This is a genomic window from Nocardioides sp. zg-DK7169 (genome assembly GCF_013155365.1).
Classification (GTDB): Bacteria; Actinomycetota; Actinomycetes; order Propionibacteriales; family Nocardioidaceae; genus Nocardioides.
In genome coordinates this window covers 158175-177486 of record NZ_JABJRA010000003.1, presented here as the reverse complement: position 1 = coordinate 177486, position 19312 = coordinate 158175, and the positions used below count along the sequence as shown (strand labels likewise).

The following is a 19312-nucleotide window of genomic DNA, read 5'->3' as shown; positions in this document are numbered from 1 at the left end:
GGCATCAGCCGACCGCGCCCTCCATCTGCAGCTCGATGAGGCGGTTCAGCTCGAGGGCGTACTCCATGGGGAGCTCCTTGGCGATCGGCTCGACGAAGCCGCGCACGATCATCGCCATCGCCTCGTCCTCCTCCATGCCCCGGCTCATCAGGTAGAAGAGCTGGTCGTCGGAGACCTTCGAGACGCTCGCCTCGTGGCCCATCGACACGTCGTCCTCGCGGATGTCGACGTAGGGGTAGGTGTCGGAGCGGCTGATCTGGTCGACCAGCAGCGCGTCGCACAGCACGTTGGACTTCGAGCCGTAGGCGCCCTCGTTGACCTGGATCAGGCCGCGGTAGGAGGTCCGGCCGCCGCCGCGCGCCACCGACTTGCTCAGGATCGAGCTGGAGGTGTGCGGGGCCGCGTGGACCATCTTGGCGCCGGCGTCCTGGTGCTGGCCCTCGCCGGCGAACGCGATCGACAGGGTCTCGCCCTTGGCGTGCTCGCCCATCAGGTAGACGGCCGGGTACTTCATCGTCACCTTGGAGCCGATGTTGCCGTCGACCCACTCCATCGTCGCGCCGGCCTCGCAGACCGCGCGCTTGGTGACGAGGTTGTAGACGTTGTTCGACCAGTTCTGGATCGTCGTGTAGCGGCAGCGGCCGCCCTTCTTCACGATGATCTCGACCACGGCGGAGTGCAGCGAGTCCGAGGAGTAGATCGGTGCGGTGCAGCCCTCGACGTAGTGCACGTAGGCGTCCTCGTCGACGATGATCAGCGTGCGCTCGAACTGGCCCATGTTCTCGGTGTTGATCCGGAAGTAGGCCTGGAGCGGGATGTCCACGCGGACGCCCTTGGGCACGTAGATGAACGAGCCACCGGACCACACCGAGGTGTTGAGCGCGGCGAACTTGTTGTCACCGACGGGGATGACGGTGCCGAAGTACTCCTGGAAGAGCTCCGGGTGCTCCTTCAGCGCGGTGTCGGTGTCGAGGAACAGGACGCCCTGCTCCTCGAGGTCCTCGCGGATCGAGTGGTAGACGACCTCGGACTCGTACTGGGCCGCGACGCCGGCGACGAGGCGCTGCTTCTCCGCCTCGGGGATGCCGAGCTTGTCGTAGGTGTTCTTGATGTCCTCGGGCAGCTCCTCCCAGGAGGTGGCCTGCTTCTCCGAGGAGCGCACGAAGTACTTGATGTTGTCGAAGTCGATGCCGCCGAGGTCGGAGCCCCAGGTCGGCATCGGCTTGCGCCCGAAGAGCTTCAGCCCCTTGAGCCGAAGGTCGAGCATCCACTGGGGCTCGTCCTTCTTGGCGGAGATGTCGCGAACGACGTGCTCGTTGAGGCCGCGCTGCGCCTCGGCGCCCGCGACGTCGGGGTCGGCCCAGCCGAAGTCGTACCGACCGATGCCCTTGAGCTCGGGGTTCAGCTCCTCGATGGAGGTCATGGAGTGACCTGCTCCTTCTCATTGGTGGTGCTCGAAACGTTCGGGATGCTCGTGGTGCAGACGCCGTCGCCGTGGGCGATCGTCGCCAGTCGCTGGACGTGGCGTCCGAGGACCCGGCTGATCGCCTCGGTCTCTGCCTCGCACAGCTGCGGGAACTCGTGGGCCACGTGGGAGACCGGGCAGTGCTGCTGGCACAGCTGCTCCCCCATCGGCTTGCCGTTGATCGGGCCCAGGTCGCGCACCGCCGCGGCGTAGCCCTCGTCGGTGAAGACGCGGGCGAGCACCTCGGCGGGGCCCAGGGACGGGTCGGCGGCGCTGACCCGGTGGAACCTGTCCTCGATGAACGCCACGCGACGTCGCGAGAATTCCCGGACCGCCTCCTCGCCCCCGGTCTCGGCCAGGTAGCGCAGCGCCTGCACGGCCAGGTCGTCGTAGGCCTGGTCGAAGTGGTCGCGACCGACCTCGGTCAGTGCGAACACCTTCGCCGGGCGGCCGCGGCCGCGCTGGCCGTGGGCACGCGGCTCGCGCGCCTCGACCTGCCCGTCGTCGACCAGCAGGTCGAGGTGGCGGCGTACGGCGGCCGGCGTGAGGTCGAGGCGCTCGGCGAGGTCGGCGGCGGTCGAGGGGCCGTTGTCGAGGATCGAGCGGGCGACGCGCTGCCGGGTCGGCAGGTCGTCCCCTCGCAGGCGTCCCTCGATCAATTCCACAACACCAGTGTGCCGTTATTGGTTCGGCACCTTCAAGGAAGGCAACCCTTACCCGCGCCGGAGCGGCTCCGGCGCCGGGATCAGCGGCCGGGCGCGGTCCGGCGCAGCCACCACAGGCCGGCGAAGGGCAGCACCAGCGGCAGGAAGGCGTAGCCCTGGCCGAAGTGCGACCACACGGTGCGGTCGGGGAACAGGTCCGGCGCGACGAAGGACAGCGTGCCGATCCCCAGCACGCCGACGGCCTCGACCAGGCAGGCGCCGACGGCGACGCGCCAGGCGGTGGGGCCGCCGATGACCAGGCAGGCGGTCGCGACGATGTAGATGATCGCGGCGACCAGGGAGAGCGTGTACGCCAGCGGCGCTCGGTCGGCGTCGATCAGGAGCTGGGTCAGCGAACGGCCGGTCGCGGCGATCGCGAAGACCGAGTAGACCGCGACCAGGATCCGCCCCGGACCGGCGCCGAGCTCACGCACCGACGCCCCACAGGCTGTCCACGCGCAGCTGGAGCGCGGCCACGGTCACCAGGGCCACGAGCAGGACGGCGGTCCCGGCCCGGGTGCGTTCGGCGAGGGACCAGAACGCCCCGAGCGGCACGATCAGCGGCACCGCGATCAGGTAGCCCACGAACGTCGCCTTGTCCATCGAGTCCCCGGACATGGACGAGAGACCCCACACGACCTGGACGAGGAGCACCACCTCGAGCACGGCGAGCAGCGCGAAGGTGGGGTCGCCGGCCGTCTCGTCCTTGACCAGCAGGACGATCGTGGCGATCACGCCGAGCGCGGTCAGGGCGAGGGTGATGCCGAAGAGCCACACGTTCACGCCATAGACCCTAGGCGGCGTCCGCCGCAGGCCCCTCGCCAGGCCCGCTGCGGGCGATCCCTAGACTGGGCTCGTGCCCGACGCCCCTGCAGTGGCTGTCGACGGGCTGGTGATGAGGTACGGCGACAAGGTCGCAGTCGACGACCTGTCCCTGACCGTCGAACGCCACACCATCACCGCTGTCCTCGGCCCCAACGGGGCCGGGAAGACCACGACCCTCGAGACCTGCGAGGGCTACCGCAAGCCCCAGGCCGGCACGGTCCGCGTGCTCGGGCTGGACCCGGTGCGCCAGCGCCGCGAGCTGCTCCCCCGGATCGGCGTGATGCTGCAGTCCGGCGGCGCCTGGAGCGGCGTGCGCGCCAGCGAGATGCTGCGACACGTCGCGCGGCTGCACGCGCACCCCCTCGACCTGGACCTGCTCTCCGAGCGGCTCGGCCTGGAGGAGTGCGGGCGTACGCCGTACCGCCGCCTCTCCGGCGGCCAGCAGCAGCGCCTCGGCCTGGCGATGGCCCTGGTCGGGCGCCCCGAGGTGGTCTTCGTCGACGAGCCCACCGCGGGCGTCGACCCGCAGATGCGCCGCACCATCTGGGAGCTGCTCGCCGAGCTGCGCCGCGACGGCGTCACCGTGGTGCTCACCACGCACTACATGGAGGAGGCCGAGCGCCTCGCCGACCACGTCCACATCGTCGACCACGGCCGGCTGGTGGCCTCCGGCACCCCGCTGGAGCTGACGCGCGGCGGCTCGGTCGCGACCATCCGGCTCGTGGTGACCCGGCCGTTCCCGCCCGGTGCCCCCGACTCGTTGCGGCGGGTGCTCGGCGACGGCACCTCGGTGAGCCAGGTCGACGACCTCAGCATGCTGGTGAGCGGCCCGGCCGACGGCACCACGCTGGCGAAGATCTCCGCGTGGTGCGCCGAGCACGACGTGCTGCCCGAGTCGCTCAACCTCGGGGCCCGCAACCTCGAGGACGTCTTCCTCCAGCTCACCGGACGGGAGCTCGCCCCGTGACCTCTTCCCAGACCCGGCCCGCCGGGACGTTCTCGCCCCGGCCCGGCGCCGCGCCGTTCGGGCGCATGGTGCTGGCGCAGGCCGGCATGGAGGCCCGGCTGATGCTGCGCAACGGCGAGCAGCTGCTGCTCGCCGTCGTCGTACCGGTCGTGGTGCTGGTCGCCGCGGTGACCGGCTCGGACCGCGTCGACCTCGACCTCGACCACCCCGCGGTGGACGTCTTCACCCCCGGTGTCCTGGCCCTGGCGGTGATGTCCACCTCGTTCACGGCGCTGGCGATCGCCACGGGCTTCGAGCGGCGCTACGGCGTGATCAAGCGCCTCGGCACCTCGCCGCTGCCGCGCTCCGGGCTGCTGGCCGGCAAGGTGTTGGCGCTGCTGCTCGTGCAGCTGCTGCAGCTGGTCGTGATCTCTGCCGTGGCCCTCGGCCTCGGCTGGTCCCCGGAGCCCGGCGTGGCCGGCGTCGTGGGGGTGCTGCTGATCATCGCCGCCGGCACCGCGGCCTTCGCCTCGCTCGGGCTGCTGGTCGCCGGCGCGCTGCGCGCCGAGGCGACCCTGGCCGCGGCCAACCTGATCTACCTGCTGCTGATGGCCTGCGGCGCCGTTGTGCTCCCTGCCACGGCGTACGGCGGCTTCGAGGGCCTCGTGCAGTGGCTACCATCGGGAGCGCTCGGAGAGGGCATGCGCGATGCCCTGATCGACGGCACGATCGCGTGGCCCGCGATCGCCGTCCTCCTGATCTGGACAGTTCTCGGCGCCGCCCTCAGCGCGCGCACCTTCAAGTGGGAGTGATCTGCTCGTGACCGCCACCTCGACCGACCCGACCGACGTGGAACGGGGCACGCGTCCCGCCGGCCACCGGTGGGTGCTCGGTCTCGGCTGGAGCAGCCTGGTCGCCAACATGGTGCTGGTCGTGACCGGCGCCGTCGTCCGGCTGACGGGCTCCGGCCTGGGCTGCCCGACCTGGCCGCGCTGCACCGACGAGTCCTACACGCCCCACGCCGAGTACGGCATCCACGGCGTGATCGAGTTCGGCAACCGACTGCTCACCTTCGTGCTCGCGGCAATCGCGATCGCGACGTTCGTCGCCGCGGTCCGCACCGGTCGTCGCTCGCTGATCTGGCTCGCCCTCTGGATGGGCCTCGGCATCCCCGCGCAGGCGGTGATCGGCGGCGTCACGGTGCTGACCGACCTGAACCCCTGGATCGTGTCGCTGCACCTGATCTGCTCGTTCCTGATCATCTGCCTGGCGGTGCGCTTCATCCAGCTGGTGCTGCGCGGCGATGACCTCCCCCGCGCTCGCGGACCGGTGGTGGGGCTGGCCTGGGTGGTCTTCGCCGCCGGGTGGGTGGTGCTCTACATCGGCACGATGGTCACCGGTGCGGGCCCGCACGCGGGCGACGCCGACTCGCCCCGCAACGGCCTGGACCCGGCACAGATGAGCCAGCTGCACGCCGACGCGGTCTTCTTCTTCATCGGCGCCACGGTGGGCCTGATCTTCGCCGTCTACGCCTGGCGCCACGGCGCCTCCGCCCGCCGCGCCCTGTGGGTGCTGTTCGCCGTGCAGATCGGGCAGGGTGCGATCGGCTTCGTGCAGTACTTCACCGACCTGCCGATCGTCCTGGTCGGCTTCCACATGCTCGGCGCCTCCCTCACGTCCGCCGCGATCGCGTGGGTGCTCGTCGCCGTACGCCACCCGCGCGAGCTCGACGCGGCTGAGCCCGTGGCGGCCGGTGGGCTCACGGTGCCGGTCGAGGCCGCCGAGGCTCCGGTGGCGCCCAGCCGCTTGTAACGCGGGGTTATTGACGCTGTACACGTGGTGTACGGCGGGGGAACCGTCGACAACCCGGTGGGACTGTTCGGCGTCGTACGACACACAGCGAGCGGTGAACGCCCCAGCACGGCGGCGCGGGTCACCCGAGATCGACGACCAGACGTGCAGGCGTGGCGCGCACCTCGATCCGGTACGCGCCGCGACCGCCGCGGAGCCCGATGAAGACGTGCGTCATGCCCTCCCACGCACCGCTCGCCCGCAGATCGACGACGTCACCACCGAGCCGGGAGCGAACGGGAGCATCGTCGACCGACGCACGGGTCGGGGTCCCGGTGATGTCGAGCCGGAGGATCGTGTCACCGTCGAGGTCGACGATCCTGCCGCTTCCCTCCAGCACCGCCTCCTCGACGAACCGCGCGGCCCAACCGGGCCTGCTGGTGCCGGCGAACCTCAGCACGACCCGGTCCTGGGCCTTGCGCTGGACCACCGAGACATCCTGGAGCACCAGGTCGTAGGCGCCCGAGTGCCTGTGCACCCGCGGATCGGGCCCGGTCACCGACGGCGGGCGGGACGAGACGGACGACTTGCTCCTCGCCGAGTCGCCTGCAGTCGCATCCTGCGGCCGGTCGCCGGCGGAGCCACCGCACGACGTCGACAGCGCGAGCACTAGCCCAAGCACGACGCCGGACACCGTCATCTGGGATTTCATGGCAGTGGGACGAGCGAAGGCGGTGGATGGTTGTCGCACGGCTCATCCGGCCCGCACCCGGGCGAGCACCGCATCGACGACCGGCCGCACCCGCTCCACGTGGGTCACCAGGCTGCCCATCAGCCGGTTGCGGGCCGCGAAGATGCCGGTCGGACCGAGGCGGTAGAGCAGGGCGCGGATCAGCAGCTGGTCCCAGTCCGGTCCGGACTCCCACTCCTCGAGCAGCGACATCGGGGCGCCGCGGAAGGTGACCGCGTCGGTAACGGCCACCGCGTTCGCCGTGCCCGCCGGCCGGAAGTACGGCGGCCAGTCGATCACGGCCGGGGCGAGCCGGTCCGCCAGCAGCACGTTGGGCAGCACGTCGCCGTGGATCGGCTGGTCGGGTCCCCGCACCGGTGCGAGCGCCGCGCGCAGCCGCGCGATCATCGCGAGGGTCGCCGGATCCCCCTCCGGCTCGGCACCCTCCCAGGCCAGCCGGTCGCCGAAGGCCCACGGGTCATCGCGGCAGTCCATGAACGCCGGCCGAGGCAGGTCCGCGACCGCGCGGTGGAAGGCATCGCTCGCCTCCTTGATCGCCGCCAGCTCCCGGGACGGGTCGGCGTCACGGCCGGGCACGAAGACGTGGGCGCCCCAGCCGTCCACCGAACACCCGGCGCCCGGGCCGGCTGCCGGGGCCACCGGCCGCGGGACCCGCACCTCGTCGCTCGTCCAGGCGGCGTACACCTCGCAAACCCAGGTGTGCTCCGGCACGCAGCCGACGGGCTTGAGCACCAGCCGGCCGTCGGTCCAGACGTGCCCGGCTCCCCCGGGCAATCGCCGCAACGACCCACCTCGTACGCCGAAGGCGTCGACCGCAGACGCGGTGGGACCGCGACGGCGCCAGGCCCAGTCGGGCTCCTGCATCAACCGGACGCCGGCAGCACCACCCATGCCGCGACGCTAGCGTCCCCACCGCGTCCGGGCGGGGACCTGCGCTCAGAGACCCAGGATCGGGTCGAGCGCGACCGCCACGAAGAGCAGCGTCAGGTAGAGGTTCGAGGAGTGGAAGAGCTGCATCGGCTGGATCACCGCGAGATCGTCGCTGGTCTTCGTGCGCCCCCACATGCGGTGGGCCTGCACGAGGAAGACCGCGCCCAGGACCGCGGCGATGACCGGGTAGACCAGGCTGGTGTCGGCGACCGGCCATAGCAGCAGCGAGGTCGCGACCATCACCCAGCTGTAGATCACGATCTGGCGCCCGACCGCGCGGGCCGGGGCCACCACGGGCAGCATCGGGACGTCGACGTTGGCGTAGTCCTCGCGGTAGCGCAGCGCCAGCGCCCAGGTGTGCGGCGGGGTCCAGAAGAAGACCACCATGAACAGCACCACCGGCACCCAGGACAGCTCACCGGTGACGGCGGTCCAGCCGATCAGGGCCGGGAAGCAGCCGGCGAGACCGCCCCAGACGATGTTCTGGGTGGTGCGGCGCTTGAGCAGCATCGTATAGACGAAGACGTAGAAGGCGTTCGCGCCGAGCGAGAGACCGGCGGACAGCCAGTTCACCCACGTGGCCAGCACCAGCGTCGACAAGATCGCCAGCACGAAGCCGAAGATCAGCGCGGAGCGCGCCGAGACGATGTGGCGCGGCAGCGCGCGCCGCCGGGTGCGGCGCATCTGCTCGTCGATGTCGCGGTCGTAGACGCAGTTGAAGACCGAGGCGGACCCGGCCGAGAATGCGCCGCCCACGACGGTCGCGACGACCAGGCCGAGCGGAGGGACCCCGCGCTGCGCGAAGAACATCACCGGCACGGTGGTCAGGAGCAGCAGTTCGATGACCCGGGGCTTGGTGAGCCCGACGTACGCCGCGACGACGTCCTTGAAGGTGGCCCGACCGGACTCGTCGCCGGTCGACTGCGGCGGTGCAGCAGGGGCCGGCTGGCCGACGTACGTCACTGGTGTCCTCGATGATCTTCGGAAGCGTGGAGCGATGCTGAGTCTATCGCGCGGGGTGAGTAGGCTCGGTATCGCCCGAAGCCCCGCGAGAGGAACCCTGTGAGCACTGCTTCTGCCCTGGACTGGAACGACATCGACGACAAGGCCGTGAACACGGCCCGCACCCTCGCGATGGACGCGGTGCAGCGGGTCGGCAACGGTCACCCGGGCACCGCGATGAGCCTCGCTCCCGCGGCGTACCTGCTGTTCCAGAAGGCGATGCGTCACAACCCGGCGGACCCGAACTGGGCCGGCCGCGACCGCTTCGTCCTCTCCGCCGGCCACTCCTCGATCACGCTCTACAACCAGCTCTTCCTCGGTGGCTGGGGCCTGGAGATCGAGGACATCAAGTCGCTGCGCACGTGGGGCAGCAAGACCCCGGGCCACCCCGAGTTCGGCCACACCGCCGGCGTCGAGACCACCACCGGACCGCTGGGCCAGGGCATCGGCAACGCCATCGGCATGGCCATGGCCGCCCGCCGCGAGCGCGGCCTGCTCGACCCCGACGCCGCCCCCGGCGAGTCGCCGTTCGACCACCAGATCTACGCGATCTGCAGCGACGGCGACGTGCAGGAGGGCGTGAGCGCCGAGGCGTCCTCGCTCGCCGGCACCCAGCAGCTCGGCAACCTCACCGTGATCTACGACGCGAACCGGATCTCGATCGAGGGCGACACCGACGTCGCGTTCACAGAGGACGTCGCGAAGCGCTACGAGGCCTACGGCTGGCACGTGCAGACCGTCGACTGGACCCAGGACGGCACGACGTACGTCGAGGACATCCCGCAGCTGTGGGAGGCCGTGCAGGCCGCCCACGCGGTGACCGACCGGCCCAGCTTCATCGTGCTGCGCACGGTGATCGCCTGGCCCGCGCCGAACGCCCAGGGCACCGGCGCCTCGCACGGCTCCGCCCTCGGCGCCGACGAGGTCGCGGCCACCAAGAAGATCCTCGGCTTCGACCCCGAGCAGGACTTCGAGGTCCCCACCGACGTCATCGAGCACACCCGCACCCTGGTCGCCCGTGGCAAGCAGGCCCAGGCCGACTGGCAGGCCGGCTTCGCCGCCTGGCGCGAGCGGGCCTCGAAGGAGGCGCTGGCCGCCTGGGAGCGCATGCAGACCCGCGCGCTGCCCGAGGGCCTCGCCGCCGCGCTGCCCACGTTCGAGGCCGACCCCAAGGGGATGGCCACGCGCAAGGCCTCCGGCGCCGTCATCAACGCCGTCGCCCCGCTGATGCCCGAGCTCTGGGGCGGCTCGGCCGACCTGGCCGAGTCCAACAACACCACGATCAAGGGTGTCCCCTCGTTCATCCCGGCGGACCGCACCACCGACCAGTGGCAGGGCGACCCCGCCGCCGGCCGGGTGCTGCACTTCGGCATCCGCGAGCACGGCATGGGCGCGATCATGAACGGCATCACCCTGCACGGCGGCACCCGCGTGTTCGGCGGCACCTTCCTCACGTTCTCCGACTACATGCGTGGCTCGGTGCGCCTGGCCGCGCTGATGGGCCTGCCGGTCACCTACGTGTGGACCCACGACTCCATCGGCCTCGGCGAGGACGGCCCCACGCACCAGCCGATCGAGCACCTCGCCGCGCTGCGCGCGATCCCGGGCCTCGACGTCGTCCGCCCGGCCGACGCCAACGAGACCGCGGCTGCCTGGGCCGCGATCCTGTCTCACACCGACCGCCCGGCCGGCCTGGCGCTCACCCGCCAGAACGTCCCGGTCTTCCCCCGCGGCACCGACGGCTTCAGCGACACCTCCAACGTCCACCGCGGCGGCTACGTGCTGCTCGACGCCGACGGCGGGCTGCCCGACGTCGTCCTGATCGGCACCGGCTCGGAGGTCCAGGTCGCGGTCGCGGCCCGCGAGCTCCTCGCCGCCGACGGCATCCGCGCCCGCGTGGTCTCGATGCCGTGCCGCGAGTGGTTCGACGCCCAGGAGGAGGCCTACCGCGAGACCGTGATCCCGCCCACCGTCAAGGCCCGGGTCTCGGTCGAGGCCGGCGTCGCCATGGGCTGGCGCGAGATCGTCGGCGACCACGGCCGGATCGTGTCGATCGACACCTTCGGCGCCTCGGCCGACTACCAGCGCATGTACGCCGAGTACGGCATCACCGGTGAGGCCGTGGCCGACGCCGCCCGCGACAGCGTCCGGGTCTCGTCGGTCTGAGCACGCCCCGCTCGGGTACTTCACCACCACGACTTCAGGAGGCAGTACATGAGTGACCGTCTGCAGGCACTGGCCGACGCCGGCGTCTCGATCTGGCTCGACGACCTCTCCCGCGAGCGGATCGAGACCGGCAACCTCGCCGACCTCACCCGCGAGCGCTCGGTCGTCGGCGTCACCACGAACCCCACCATCTTCGCGAGCGCGATCGCCAACGGCGAGCGCTACGACGAGCAGGTGCGGCGCCTGGTGGCCGAGGGCCGCAGCGTCGACGAGGTGATCTTCGAGCTCACCACCGAGGACGTCCGCAACGCCTGCGACGTGCTCGAGCCCCTCGCCGGCACCTCCGCCGGCGACGGCCGGGTCTCGATCGAGGTCGAACCCGACCTCGCCCAGGACACCGAGGGCACCATCGCCTCGGCACGTGCCCTCTTCAAGGCCGTCGACCGCTCGAACGTCCTCATCAAGATCCCGGCCACGCAGGCCGGGCTCAGCGCGATCACCACGGTGATCGGCGAGGGGATCAGCGTGAACGTGACGCTGATCTTCTCCGAGGAGCGCTACCGCGCCGTCATGGACGCCTACCTCGCCGGCCTGGAGCGGGCGAAGGAGGCGGGCCTCGACCTGTCGAGCATCCAGTCCGTCGCGTCGTTCTTCGTCTCCCGCGTCGACACCGAGGTCGACGCCCGGCTGGAGAAGATCGGCACCCCCGAGGCGCTCGAGCTCCGCGGCAAGGCGGCGATCGCCAACGCCCAGATCGCGTACGGCGCGTACGCCGAGGTCGTCGGCTCCGAGCGCTGGCGCGCGCTGGCCGAGGCCGGCGCCAACGTGCAGCGCCCGCTGTGGGCCTCCACCGGGGTGAAGAACCCCGACTACCCCGACACCCTCTACGTCACCGACCTGGTGGTGGGCGGCACGGTCAACACGATGCCGGAGAAGACCCTCGAGGCCTTCGCCGACCACGGCGAGGTCCGCGGCGACCTCGTCACCGGCCGCGAGGACGAGGGCCGCGCGGTCCTCGCCCGCCTCGAGGAGGTCGGTGTCGACTTCGCCGACGTGCTCGTGGCCCTCGAGACCGAGGGCGTCGAGAAGTTCGTGAAGTCCTGGGATGAGCTCGTCGCGACCGTCCGCGGCCAGATGGAGCAGGCGAACGCGTGACCCGGGCGATGGCGTGGGACGAGACAGGGGCGATCGCCGTCGGCACGCCCGCCGGGTCGCCGCACGGGGAGGTCCTCGACCGCCTCGTCACCGACCGGGTCGCCAGCCGGATGGCCGACCGCGACCCCACCCTGTGGGGCGAGGCGGCCGTCGACGAGGCCGCCAAGCGGCTGCACTGGGTCGGCCTGAGCCAGACCTCGCGTGACCTGGTCACCGAGATCTCGCTGCTCGGGGTCGAGCTGCGCCAACGCGGGCTCGCCCGCCTGGTGCTGTGCGGCATGGGCGGCTCCTCCCTCGCCCCCGAGGTGATCTGCGCGGCCGCCGGCGTGGAGATCGACGTGCTCGACTCCTCCGCGCCCGACGTCGTACGACGCGCGATCGAGGACCGCCTCGGCGAGACCGTCGTGGTCGTCTCCTCCAAGTCCGGCGGCACGGTGGAGACCGACAGCCAGCGCCGCGCCTACGAGCAGGCCTTCCGCGACGCGGGCATCGACCCCGCTGAGCGGATCGTCGTCGTCACCGACCCCGGCTCGCCGCTGGAGCAGTCGGCCCGCGAGGCCGGCTACCGGGTCTTCCTCGCCGATCCGGAGGTGGGCGGGCGCTACTCCGCGCTCACCGCCTTCGGGCTGGTGCCCAGCGGTCTCGCCGGCGCGGACATCGCCGGTCTGCTCGACCAGGCCGAGTCGGTGCGCCCCGCCCTCGAGAAGGACAGCGCCGACAACCCCGGACTCGTGCTCGGCTCCCTGCTGGGGGCGGCCAACCTGTCCGGGGTCGACAAGCTCGCGCTGGCCGGTGCCGGGGGCAGCTACCCCGGCCTCGGCGACTGGGTCGAGCAGCTGGTGGCCGAGTCCACCGGCAAGGACGGCCACGGCATCCTCCCGGTCGTCGTCGGCTCGCTCGCGGCCGCCGCCGAGACCACCCGGCACCCCGACGTCCTGCTCGCGACGTACGGCGCGGACAGCGACGCCGCTGCTGCGGTGGAGGTGGTCTCCGGCTGGAGCGCCCACCTCGACCTGCCGCTCGGCGCGCAGATGCTGGTCTGGGAGTACGCCACCGCGGTCGCCGGCCGGGTGATGGGCATCAACCCCTTCGACCAGCCCGACGTGGAGAGCGCGAAGGCCGCCGCACGCAGCATGCTCGACGGTGCCGCGTCCTCCCCCGCCCCGGTCTTCACCGACGGGCCGGTCACCGTCTACGCCTCCGACGGCTGGCTGCCCGACGGCACCGAGACCGTCGCCGACGCGGTGGCCGCCCTGCTGGCCACCCTCGACCCCACCCACGGCTATCTCGCCGTCCAGGCCTACCTCGACCGGCACCTCGACGCCGCGCTGGCCGAGACCCGCGACCGGCTGGCGGTGCGCACCGGTCGTCCGGTGACGTTCGGCTGGGGCCCGCGTTTCCTGCACTCGACGGGGCAGTACCACAAGGGCGGACCGGCGACCGGGGTGTTCCTCCAGGTCACCTCCGCCCCCGCCGCCGACCTCGCCGTGCCGGGTCGCTCCTTCACCTTCCAGGAGTTCATCACCGCCCAGGCGGTCGGTGACGGCCAGGTGCTGGCCGGCAACGGACGCCCGGTGCTGCGCCTGCACGTGGAGTCACCCGCCGGCCTCGACGCCGTACGCACGGCGCTCGGCTGACGGGCGGGCGGCCCCGATGACCTGGCGGAACCCGCTGCGGGACCCTCGCGACCGGCGCCTGCCCCGCATCGCGGGCCCGTGCGGCCTGGTGCTGTTCGGCGTCACAGGCGACCTGTCGCGCAAGAAGCTGATGCCGGCGATCTACGACCTCGCCAACCGGGGGCTGCTGCCGCCGGGCTTCAGCCTGGTCGGGTTCGCCCGCCGTGACTGGGCCGACCAGGACTTCGCGCAGATCGTGCACGACTCGGTCAAGGAGCACGCCCGCACCGAGTTCCGCGAGGAGGTCTGGGAGCAGCTCTCCGAGGGCGTCCGGTTCGTGTCCGGCTCCTTCGACGACGCCGATGCCTTCGAGCGGCTGCGTGCCACCGTCGACGAGCTCGACGCGGCCCGGGGCACCGACGGCAACCACGCCTTCTACCTCGCGATCCCGCCGGGCTCCTTCGGCACTGTCGCGCAGCGCCTCAAGCAGCACGGGCTCGCCGACGCGCCGGACGGCTCCTGGCGCCGCGTGGTGGTGGAGAAGCCCTTCGGCCACGACCTGGAGTCCGCGCGGGAGCTGGACCGCGCCCTGGGCGAGGTCTTCCCCGAGGACTCGATCTTCCGCATCGACCACTACCTCGGCAAGGAGACGGTGCAGAACATCCTCGCGATCCGCTTCGCGAACAGCATCTTCGACCCGGTCTGGAACGCCAACTACGTCGACCACGTGCAGATCACCATGGCCGAGGACGGCGGGATCGGCGGCCGCGCCGGCTACTACGACGGCATCGGTGCGGCGCGCGACGTGATCCAGAACCACCTGCTCCAGCTGATGGCGCTGGTCGCGATGGAGGAGCCGCCCGCCTTCGACGCCGACAGCCTGCGCCTGGAGAAGGAGAAGCTGCTCTCCTCGATCGTGCTGCCCCGGCGACTCGACCTCACCACCGCCCGCGGGCAGTACGTCGGCGGCTGGGCGGGCGGGGCCAAGGTGCCGGGCTTCCTCGAGGAGGAGGGGATGCCGGCCGGGTCCACCACCGAGTCCTACGCCGCGGTCACCCTCCATGTCGAGAACCGCCGCTGGGCCGGCGTCCCGTTCTACCTGCGCACCGGCAAGCGTCTGGGCCGCCGCGTCACCGAGGTGGCGGTGGTCTTCAAGCGGGCCCCGCACCTGCCGTTCAGCGCGGGCTCGACCGAGGAGCTCACCCAGAACGCGATCGTGATCCGGGTCCAGCCCGACGAGGGGATGACCCTGCGGTTCGGCTCCAAGGTGCCCGGCACCGCCCTCGAGATCCGCGACGTGTCGATGGACTTCGCCTACGGCGGCTCCTTCACCGAGGCCTCGCCGGAGGCCTACGAGCGGCTGATCCTCGACGTCCTGCTCGGCGACCCGCCGCTGTTCCCGCGTCACCGGGAGGTCGAGCTGTCCTGGCAGATCCTCGACCCCGTGCTCGAGGCCTGGGCACGCAAGGGCACGCCGGATCCCTATCCCGCGGGCACCTGGGGACCGGAGTCCGCCGACGCGATGCTGGAGCGCGACGGCCGCGCCTGGCGCCGGCCGTGAGCGGAGGACGAGCATGATCGAGCTGATCGACACCACCTCCTCGGCGATCGCCGCCGAGTTCGTGCGCGCTCGCACCCGGGCCGGCAGCCCGGCGATGGGCATGGTGATGACGCTGGTGGTCGTGGTCGACGAGGACGACGCCGAGGCCGCCATGCGGGTCGCCCGCCAGGCCGCCCACGAGCATCCCGCCCGGGTGCTCGGCGTGATCATCGGCGACGGCCGCGGCCACGGCAGCGTGGACGCCGAGGTCGGCATCGGCGCCGGCTGGAGCGGCGAGACCGCACTCATCCGGCTCAGCGGCGAGGTCACCCGGCACCCGGAGTCCGTGGTGCTGCCGCTGCTGCTCCCGGACTCCCCCGTCGTCGCCTGGTGGCCGACCGATGCCCCCGAGGACCCCGCGGCCGATCCCCTGGGGGCGCTCGCGACGCGCCGGATCACCGACAGCGCGAGCGCCACGAAGGCGCGCACGCTCGCCCTGCAGCGCCAGTGCGCGTCGTACACGCGGGGGAACACCGACCTCGCCTGGACCCGGCTCACGCCGTGGCGGGCCTTGCTCGCCGGGGCCCTGGACCAGCAGCACCTCACCGTCACCGGCGCCCTGGTCGGAGCCGAGCGGCACAACCCGAGTGCCGACCTGCTCGCGGGCTGGCTGGGCAGCCGGCTGAAGGTGCAGGTCGAGCGGCGTGCCACCGACGGGCCCGGGATCACCGAGGTCGAGCTCGAGACCCGTCAGGGACCGATCCGGCTGGACCGTCCCGACGGGCGGCTGGCGACGTTCAGCTCACCGGGGCGCCCGGACCGCCCGACCGCGCTGCGTCGCCGTGACCTGCCCGCGCTGCTCGCCGAGGAGCTGCGACGCCTCGACGAGGACGAGGTGTACGCCGAGGTCGCCGAGCACGTGCTGCACGCCCAGAAGGAGCGCGCATGAGCGCCCAGGTGGTGCGCCACGAGGACGCCGCAGCGCTGGCCACCGCGGTCGCCCGGGCGCTGCTGGAGCGACTGGTCGCGGTCCAGGCCGACGGGCGTGAGCCGCAGGTCGTGCTGACCGGCGGCACCATCGCCCGCGAGGTGCACCGCGAGGTCGCGCGGTTGACGCCCGGCTCCGGCGTCGACTGGTCACGCGTCGTGGTGTGGTGGGGCGACGAGCGGTTCGTCGGTCCCGACGACCCCGAGCGCAACGCGGGTCAGGCCCGCGCCGACCTGCTCGACCGAGTGCCGGTCGACCCGGCCAAGGTGTTCGCGATGGCCTCGTCCGCCGACGCGGCGAGCGCCGAGGAGGGCGCGGACGCCTACGCGGCCCTGCTCGAGACGCACGGGACGGACGCCTTCGACGTGGTGATGCTGGGGCTGGGGCCCGACGCCCACGTCGCCTCGCTGTTCCCCGGCCACCGCGCGCTCGACGTCGCCGGTCGCCCGACCGTCGCGGTCCACGACTCCCCCAAGCCGCCCCCGGACCGGATCAGTCTCACGTTCGACGCGCTCGCCCGCGCCCGCGCCGTGTGGCTGCTGGTCAGCGGCGAGGGCAAGGCCGACGCCGTCGCGCGGACCCTGGCCACCCCGCGCCCGCAGCGCCACGACGTACCGGCGGCGTGGGTGGGTGGCACCGAGGAGACCGTCCTCCACCTCGACCGCCCCGCCGCCTCCCGCCTCCCCTGACCCCACCCCTGCTCGCCGAGTCGGGGTCAATGGTTGCGCGAGCCGGCCCGCCTGGCGTGCCCAGTCGACGTGACGGGCGCGGTCGTCCACAGGTCGGCGGCGGGCGACTCCCACCGGCCCGGGTCTCGTCGCAGTGTGGGGCCATGGACCTCGAGACCACCCTTGCCCACGGCACGCTCGACCGGAGCGTCCCGCTTCCCCGCGACGTGCCGTTCACCTATGCCAGTGCGCTTGACGCCGGCGTGAGCCGCCATGCCCTGCGGCTCCTCCTCGAGGGGCGGGTGCTGCGGCGCCCGATCAAAGGCGTGTACGTCGCGGCGGAGCTTCCGGACTCCCTCTCCCTCCGGGCCGCCTGTCTCGCGCTCGTCGTACCGCCCGACGCCGTCGTGGTCGACCGGCACGCCGGATGGCTGCTGGGAGCAGAGATGGTGCTCGCGCCCGGCGAGCACCTCGACCTGCGACCGCTGTCGGTCTTCCGGCCCTCGGGTCGGGGCAGGTGCAGCAACGGGCTCTCGCGGGGCGGAGAACGCAACCTGCGGCCGGTCGACATCTGCGAGGTGAACGGGCTCCGCGTGACCACCCCGCTGCGGACCGCCTGGGACCTGGGCCGGGTGCGCTGGACCGACGAGGCGATCACGGGGCTGGACGCGATGTTCCGCCTGGGCGTGTTCGGTCGCGAGGAGTTCCTCGCGGGGATCCGCAGGTTCCGCGGCATGCGGTGGGTCCGCACCCTGCGGGCGATCGGCCCGCTGGCGGACGCGCGCGCCGAGTCGCCGCCGGAGTCGGTGCTGCGGCTGCGCTGCGTGGAGCTGGGACTCACCGGGGTGGAGCCGCAGGTCGAGGTGTGGGACGAGGGTCGCTTCATCGCGCGCCTCGACCTCGCCGAACGACGGCGCCGCTTCGCTTTCGAGTACGACGGGGCGCAGTGGCACTCCGGACCCGAGGCGCAGAAGCGCGACGCACGCAGACGCAAGCGCGCCGCCGACGCCGGCTGGCTGCTGGAGGTGTTCCGCGCCGAGGATGTCTTCGGCCGGACGGCTGACTGCGAGCGGCGGATGCAGGAGCTCGTGCGGGCGGCCGAGGTCCGCACGCGCCGCACCCGCACCCGCACCGAGTGACCCGCCACAAGCCCGGACTCGGACAACCACAAGCCCCGACTCGCGCAACCGTTGACGCCGACTCGCGCAACCACGAACGCCGAATCGGCGCGCCATTGGCGCCGACTCGGCGTTCGAGTGGGTGGTGCTGGGGTCCGGCTGGGCCTAGAAGATCAGGTCGCCGGACTTGCGGCGGGTGCGGAGGAGCTTGAGCGCCTCGTCGAGGATGTCGGCCGCCTCCTTGTCGGAGCGCCGCTCCTTCACATACGCCAGGTGTGTCTTGTACGGCTCGTTCTTCGGCGCCGGGGGCGGGTTCTCCGCGTCCTGGCTGGCGGGCAGCCCGCACTTGGGGCAGTCCCAGGCCTCGGGCACGACCGCCTCGATCGCGAAGGCCACCACCGAACGGTGGCTGTTCGAGCAGTGGTAGGTCACCGTCTGACGAGCGGCTGCCTCACCACGCTCGGCCTCGCCCATCGGGCCGGCACCCACCCGGCTGCCACGGATTGCGCTTCCTCCACCTGCCACGGGCGACGTCTCCTCAAGCTCTAGTCAGCGATGGTGCCGAGTGTCTTCGGAACTCAGGGATAGGCGAGCAGCAGGCCGAGTGCGATCACGCACGCGAACCAGATCACGCCGACCCCGACCGTGAAGCGGTCGAGGTTGCGCTCAGCCACCGACGAACCACCCAGGGAGCTCGAGACGCCGCCACCGAACATGTCGGAAAGGCCGCCGCCGCGCCCCTTGTGCAGGAGCACCAGGAGGATCATCAGCGCGCTCGCGAGAACGAGCAGGACGGAGAGGACGGTAGTCACAGTGTGAAATCCTACGTCACCGACCGCCGGTCACAGGACCGGCATGTCGTAGAAGCGACAGATTCCGCCGAACTCCTCCGCCTGGAGGCTCGCGCCACCGACGAGAGCGCCGTCGACGTCCTCCTTGACCATGATCCCCGCGACGTTCGACGCCTTCACCGAACCGCCGTACAGCACGCGTACGCCGTCGGCCGCGGCGTCGCCGTGGACCTCGCGGATGCGGGCGCGGATCGCGCCGCACACCTCCTGGGCGTCCTCCGGGGTCGCCACCTCGCCGGTGCCGATCGCCCAGACGGGCTCGTAGGCGACGACCAGGCCGGCGACCTGCTCGGCGGTGAAGCCGGCCAGGGAGCCGTCGACCTGCGCGAGGGTGTGGGCGACGTGCTCGCCGGCGCGCCGCACCTCGAGGCCCTCGCCGACGCACACGATCGGCGTCATGCCGGCCGCGTGCGCGGCGTGCGCCTTCGCCGCGACGGTCGCGTCGGACTCGGCGTGGTACTCACGCCGCTCCGAGTGACCGACCACGACGTAGGAGCAGCCGAGCTTGGCCAGCATGCCGGCGGAGATCTCGCCGGTGTAGGCGCCGGACTCGTGCTCCGAGACGTCCTGGGCGCCGTACTTCACCTTGAGGCGGTCGCCGTCGACCAGGGTCTGCACCGAGCGCAGGTCCGTGAACGGCGGCACCACGACGACCTCGGCCTTGTCGAAGTCGTGACGCTTGTCGGTGAGGGTCCAGGCCAGCTTCTGGACCAGGACCACCGCCTCCTGGTGGTTGAGGTTCATCTTCCAGTTGCCCGCCATCAGCGGGACACGGGCAGCAGACTTCGCCATGGTG

The 19312-nt window shown here is 72.1% G+C and carries 20 protein-coding genes; 10 read left to right on the top strand and 10 right to left on the bottom strand.

All coding sequences use genetic code 11. From position 1 onward, the window contains the following. Positions 1-4 precede the first annotated feature (4 nt). The 4 genes from sufB to HOQ23_RS05870 form a co-directional block, all read right to left on the bottom strand. On the bottom strand, positions 5-1423 hold the full coding sequence (sufB, locus tag HOQ23_RS05885) for a Fe-S cluster assembly protein SufB (protein ID WP_172212759.1): 1419 nt from the start codon (positions 1421-1423) through the stop codon (positions 5-7). Further along, positions 1420-2130: a helix-turn-helix transcriptional regulator gene (locus tag HOQ23_RS05880; RefSeq protein ID WP_367650394.1), complete on the bottom strand. Its 711-nt coding sequence runs from the start codon at positions 2128-2130 to the stop codon at positions 1420-1422. Before HOQ23_RS05880 ends, sufB begins: the two co-directional genes overlap by 4 nt. Before the next feature lie 80 nt (positions 2131-2210). Further along, on the bottom strand, positions 2211-2603 hold the full coding sequence (locus HOQ23_RS05875) for a hypothetical protein (RefSeq protein ID WP_172212757.1): 393 nt from the start codon (positions 2601-2603) through the stop codon (positions 2211-2213). Then, positions 2596-2952, bottom strand: coding sequence for a hypothetical protein (locus HOQ23_RS05870; RefSeq protein WP_172212755.1), 357 nt, complete (start codon positions 2950-2952; stop codon positions 2596-2598). Before HOQ23_RS05870 ends, HOQ23_RS05875 begins: the two co-directional genes overlap by 8 nt. A gap of 73 nt (positions 2953-3025) precedes the next feature. Here HOQ23_RS05870 and HOQ23_RS05865 point away from each other — a divergent pair, with 73 nt between their 5' ends. Genes HOQ23_RS05865 through HOQ23_RS05855 form a run of 3 tightly spaced genes read left to right on the top strand, consistent with a single transcriptional unit; the run spans position 3026 to position 5752 of the window. Continuing rightward, positions 3026-3961: an ABC transporter ATP-binding protein gene (locus HOQ23_RS05865; protein ID WP_367650393.1), complete on the top strand. Its 936-nt coding sequence runs from the start codon at positions 3026-3028 to the stop codon at positions 3959-3961. Beyond that, positions 3958-4752 (top strand): ABC transporter permease, encoded by a 795-nt coding sequence (locus HOQ23_RS05860; RefSeq protein ID WP_367650392.1) that lies wholly within the window; start codon positions 3958-3960, stop codon positions 4750-4752. The genes HOQ23_RS05865 and HOQ23_RS05860 overlap by 4 nt, the downstream gene beginning before the upstream one ends. A 7-nt stretch (positions 4753-4759) precedes the next feature. Further along, positions 4760-5752, top strand: coding sequence for a heme A synthase (locus HOQ23_RS05855; protein ID WP_367650391.1), 993 nt, complete (start codon positions 4760-4762; stop codon positions 5750-5752). Positions 5753-5873: 121 nt separating this feature from the next. On the opposite strand, the gene HOQ23_RS05850 is transcribed toward HOQ23_RS05855, so the two are convergent. The 3 genes from HOQ23_RS05850 to HOQ23_RS05840 are packed head-to-tail and all read right to left on the bottom strand — an operon-like array spanning position 5874 to position 8375. Next, positions 5874-6443: a hypothetical protein gene (locus HOQ23_RS05850; protein ID WP_172212753.1), complete on the bottom strand. Its 570-nt coding sequence runs from the start codon at positions 6441-6443 to the stop codon at positions 5874-5876. Positions 6444-6485: 42 nt separating this feature from the next. Then, entirely contained in the window at positions 6486-7373 is an 888-nt protein-coding gene (locus tag HOQ23_RS05845) for a TIGR02569 family protein (protein WP_172212751.1), read from the bottom strand. Between the two features lie 45 nt (positions 7374-7418). Beyond that, on the bottom strand, positions 7419-8375 hold the full coding sequence (locus HOQ23_RS05840) for a heme o synthase (protein WP_172212749.1): 957 nt from the start codon (positions 8373-8375) through the stop codon (positions 7419-7421). A 99-nt stretch (positions 8376-8474) separates the two neighbouring features. On the opposite strand from HOQ23_RS05840, the gene tkt reads away from it, so the two are divergent. The 7 genes from tkt (at position 8475) to HOQ23_RS05805 (ending at position 17686) form a co-directional block, all read left to right on the top strand. Then, on the top strand, positions 8475-10580 hold the full coding sequence (gene tkt / locus HOQ23_RS05835) for a transketolase (protein ID WP_172212747.1): 2106 nt from the start codon (positions 8475-8477) through the stop codon (positions 10578-10580). Between the two features lie 48 nt (positions 10581-10628). After that, positions 10629-11735, top strand: coding sequence for a transaldolase (gene tal, locus HOQ23_RS05830; RefSeq protein ID WP_153323419.1), 1107 nt, complete (start codon positions 10629-10631; stop codon positions 11733-11735). Next, positions 11732-13372, top strand: coding sequence for a glucose-6-phosphate isomerase (locus HOQ23_RS05825; RefSeq protein WP_367650390.1), 1641 nt, complete (start codon positions 11732-11734; stop codon positions 13370-13372). Before tal ends, HOQ23_RS05825 begins: the two co-directional genes overlap by 4 nt. A 16-nt stretch (positions 13373-13388) precedes the next feature. Next, positions 13389-14912, top strand: coding sequence for a glucose-6-phosphate dehydrogenase (zwf, locus tag HOQ23_RS05820; RefSeq protein WP_172212745.1), 1524 nt, complete (start codon positions 13389-13391; stop codon positions 14910-14912). 13 nt (positions 14913-14925) lie between these two features. Further along, complete coding sequence (locus tag HOQ23_RS05815; RefSeq protein WP_172212743.1) at positions 14926-15840, top strand: glucose-6-phosphate dehydrogenase assembly protein OpcA; 915 nt, start codon at positions 14926-14928, stop codon at positions 15838-15840. Continuing rightward, positions 15837-16568, top strand: a complete 732-nt coding sequence (gene pgl / locus HOQ23_RS05810) for a 6-phosphogluconolactonase (protein ID WP_172212741.1) — start codon at positions 15837-15839, stop codon at positions 16566-16568. The genes HOQ23_RS05815 and pgl overlap by 4 nt, the downstream gene beginning before the upstream one ends. 143 nt (positions 16569-16711) lie before the next feature. Continuing rightward, the gene (locus HOQ23_RS05805) at positions 16712-17686 is read left to right on the top strand and encodes a hypothetical protein (RefSeq protein ID WP_172212739.1); all 975 of its coding nucleotides are present in this window, start codon (positions 16712-16714) and stop codon (positions 17684-17686) included. A gap of 144 nt (positions 17687-17830) precedes the next feature. Here HOQ23_RS05805 and HOQ23_RS05800 read toward each other — a convergent pair whose 3' ends face one another. The 3 genes from HOQ23_RS05800 to tpiA are packed head-to-tail and all read right to left on the bottom strand — an operon-like array spanning position 17831 to position 19308. After that, positions 17831-18190 (bottom strand): RNA polymerase-binding protein RbpA, encoded by a 360-nt coding sequence (locus tag HOQ23_RS05800; protein ID WP_172212737.1) that lies wholly within the window; start codon positions 18188-18190, stop codon positions 17831-17833. A 53-nt stretch (positions 18191-18243) separates the two neighbouring features. After that, entirely contained in the window at positions 18244-18477 is a 234-nt protein-coding gene (gene secG / locus HOQ23_RS05795; RefSeq protein WP_172212735.1) for a preprotein translocase subunit SecG, read from the bottom strand. Between the two features lie 30 nt (positions 18478-18507). Then, a complete protein-coding gene (gene tpiA / locus HOQ23_RS05790; RefSeq protein ID WP_172212733.1) occupies positions 18508-19308 on the bottom strand; it encodes a triose-phosphate isomerase in 801 nt (266 codons plus the stop codon). Positions 19309-19312: the final 4 nt, after the last annotated feature.

Bases quoted from the DNA above. Each gene is read 5' to 3' on its own strand.
- sufB (WP_172212759.1), bottom strand. From the start codon at position 1,423: ATGACCTCCATCGAGGAGCTGAACCCCGAGCTCAAGGGCATCGGTCGG.
- HOQ23_RS05850 (WP_172212753.1), bottom strand. From the start codon at position 6,443: ATGAAATCCCAGATGACGGTGTCCGGCGTCGTGCTTGGGCTAGTGCTC.
- HOQ23_RS05845 (WP_172212751.1), bottom strand. From the start codon at position 7,373: ATGGGTGGTGCTGCCGGCGTCCGGTTGATGCAGGAGCCCGACTGGGCC.
- tal (WP_153323419.1), top strand. From the start codon at position 10,629: ATGAGTGACCGTCTGCAGGCACTGGCCGACGCCGGCGTCTCGATCTGG.
- zwf (WP_172212745.1), top strand. From the start codon at position 13,389: ATGACCTGGCGGAACCCGCTGCGGGACCCTCGCGACCGGCGCCTGCCC.
- HOQ23_RS05815 (WP_172212743.1), top strand. From the start codon at position 14,926: ATGATCGAGCTGATCGACACCACCTCCTCGGCGATCGCCGCCGAGTTC.
- pgl (WP_172212741.1), top strand. From the start codon at position 15,837: ATGAGCGCCCAGGTGGTGCGCCACGAGGACGCCGCAGCGCTGGCCACC.
- HOQ23_RS05805 (WP_172212739.1), top strand. From the start codon at position 16,712: ATGGACCTCGAGACCACCCTTGCCCACGGCACGCTCGACCGGAGCGTC.
- tpiA (WP_172212733.1), bottom strand. From the start codon at position 19,308: ATGGCGAAGTCTGCTGCCCGTGTCCCGCTGATGGCGGGCAACTGGAAG.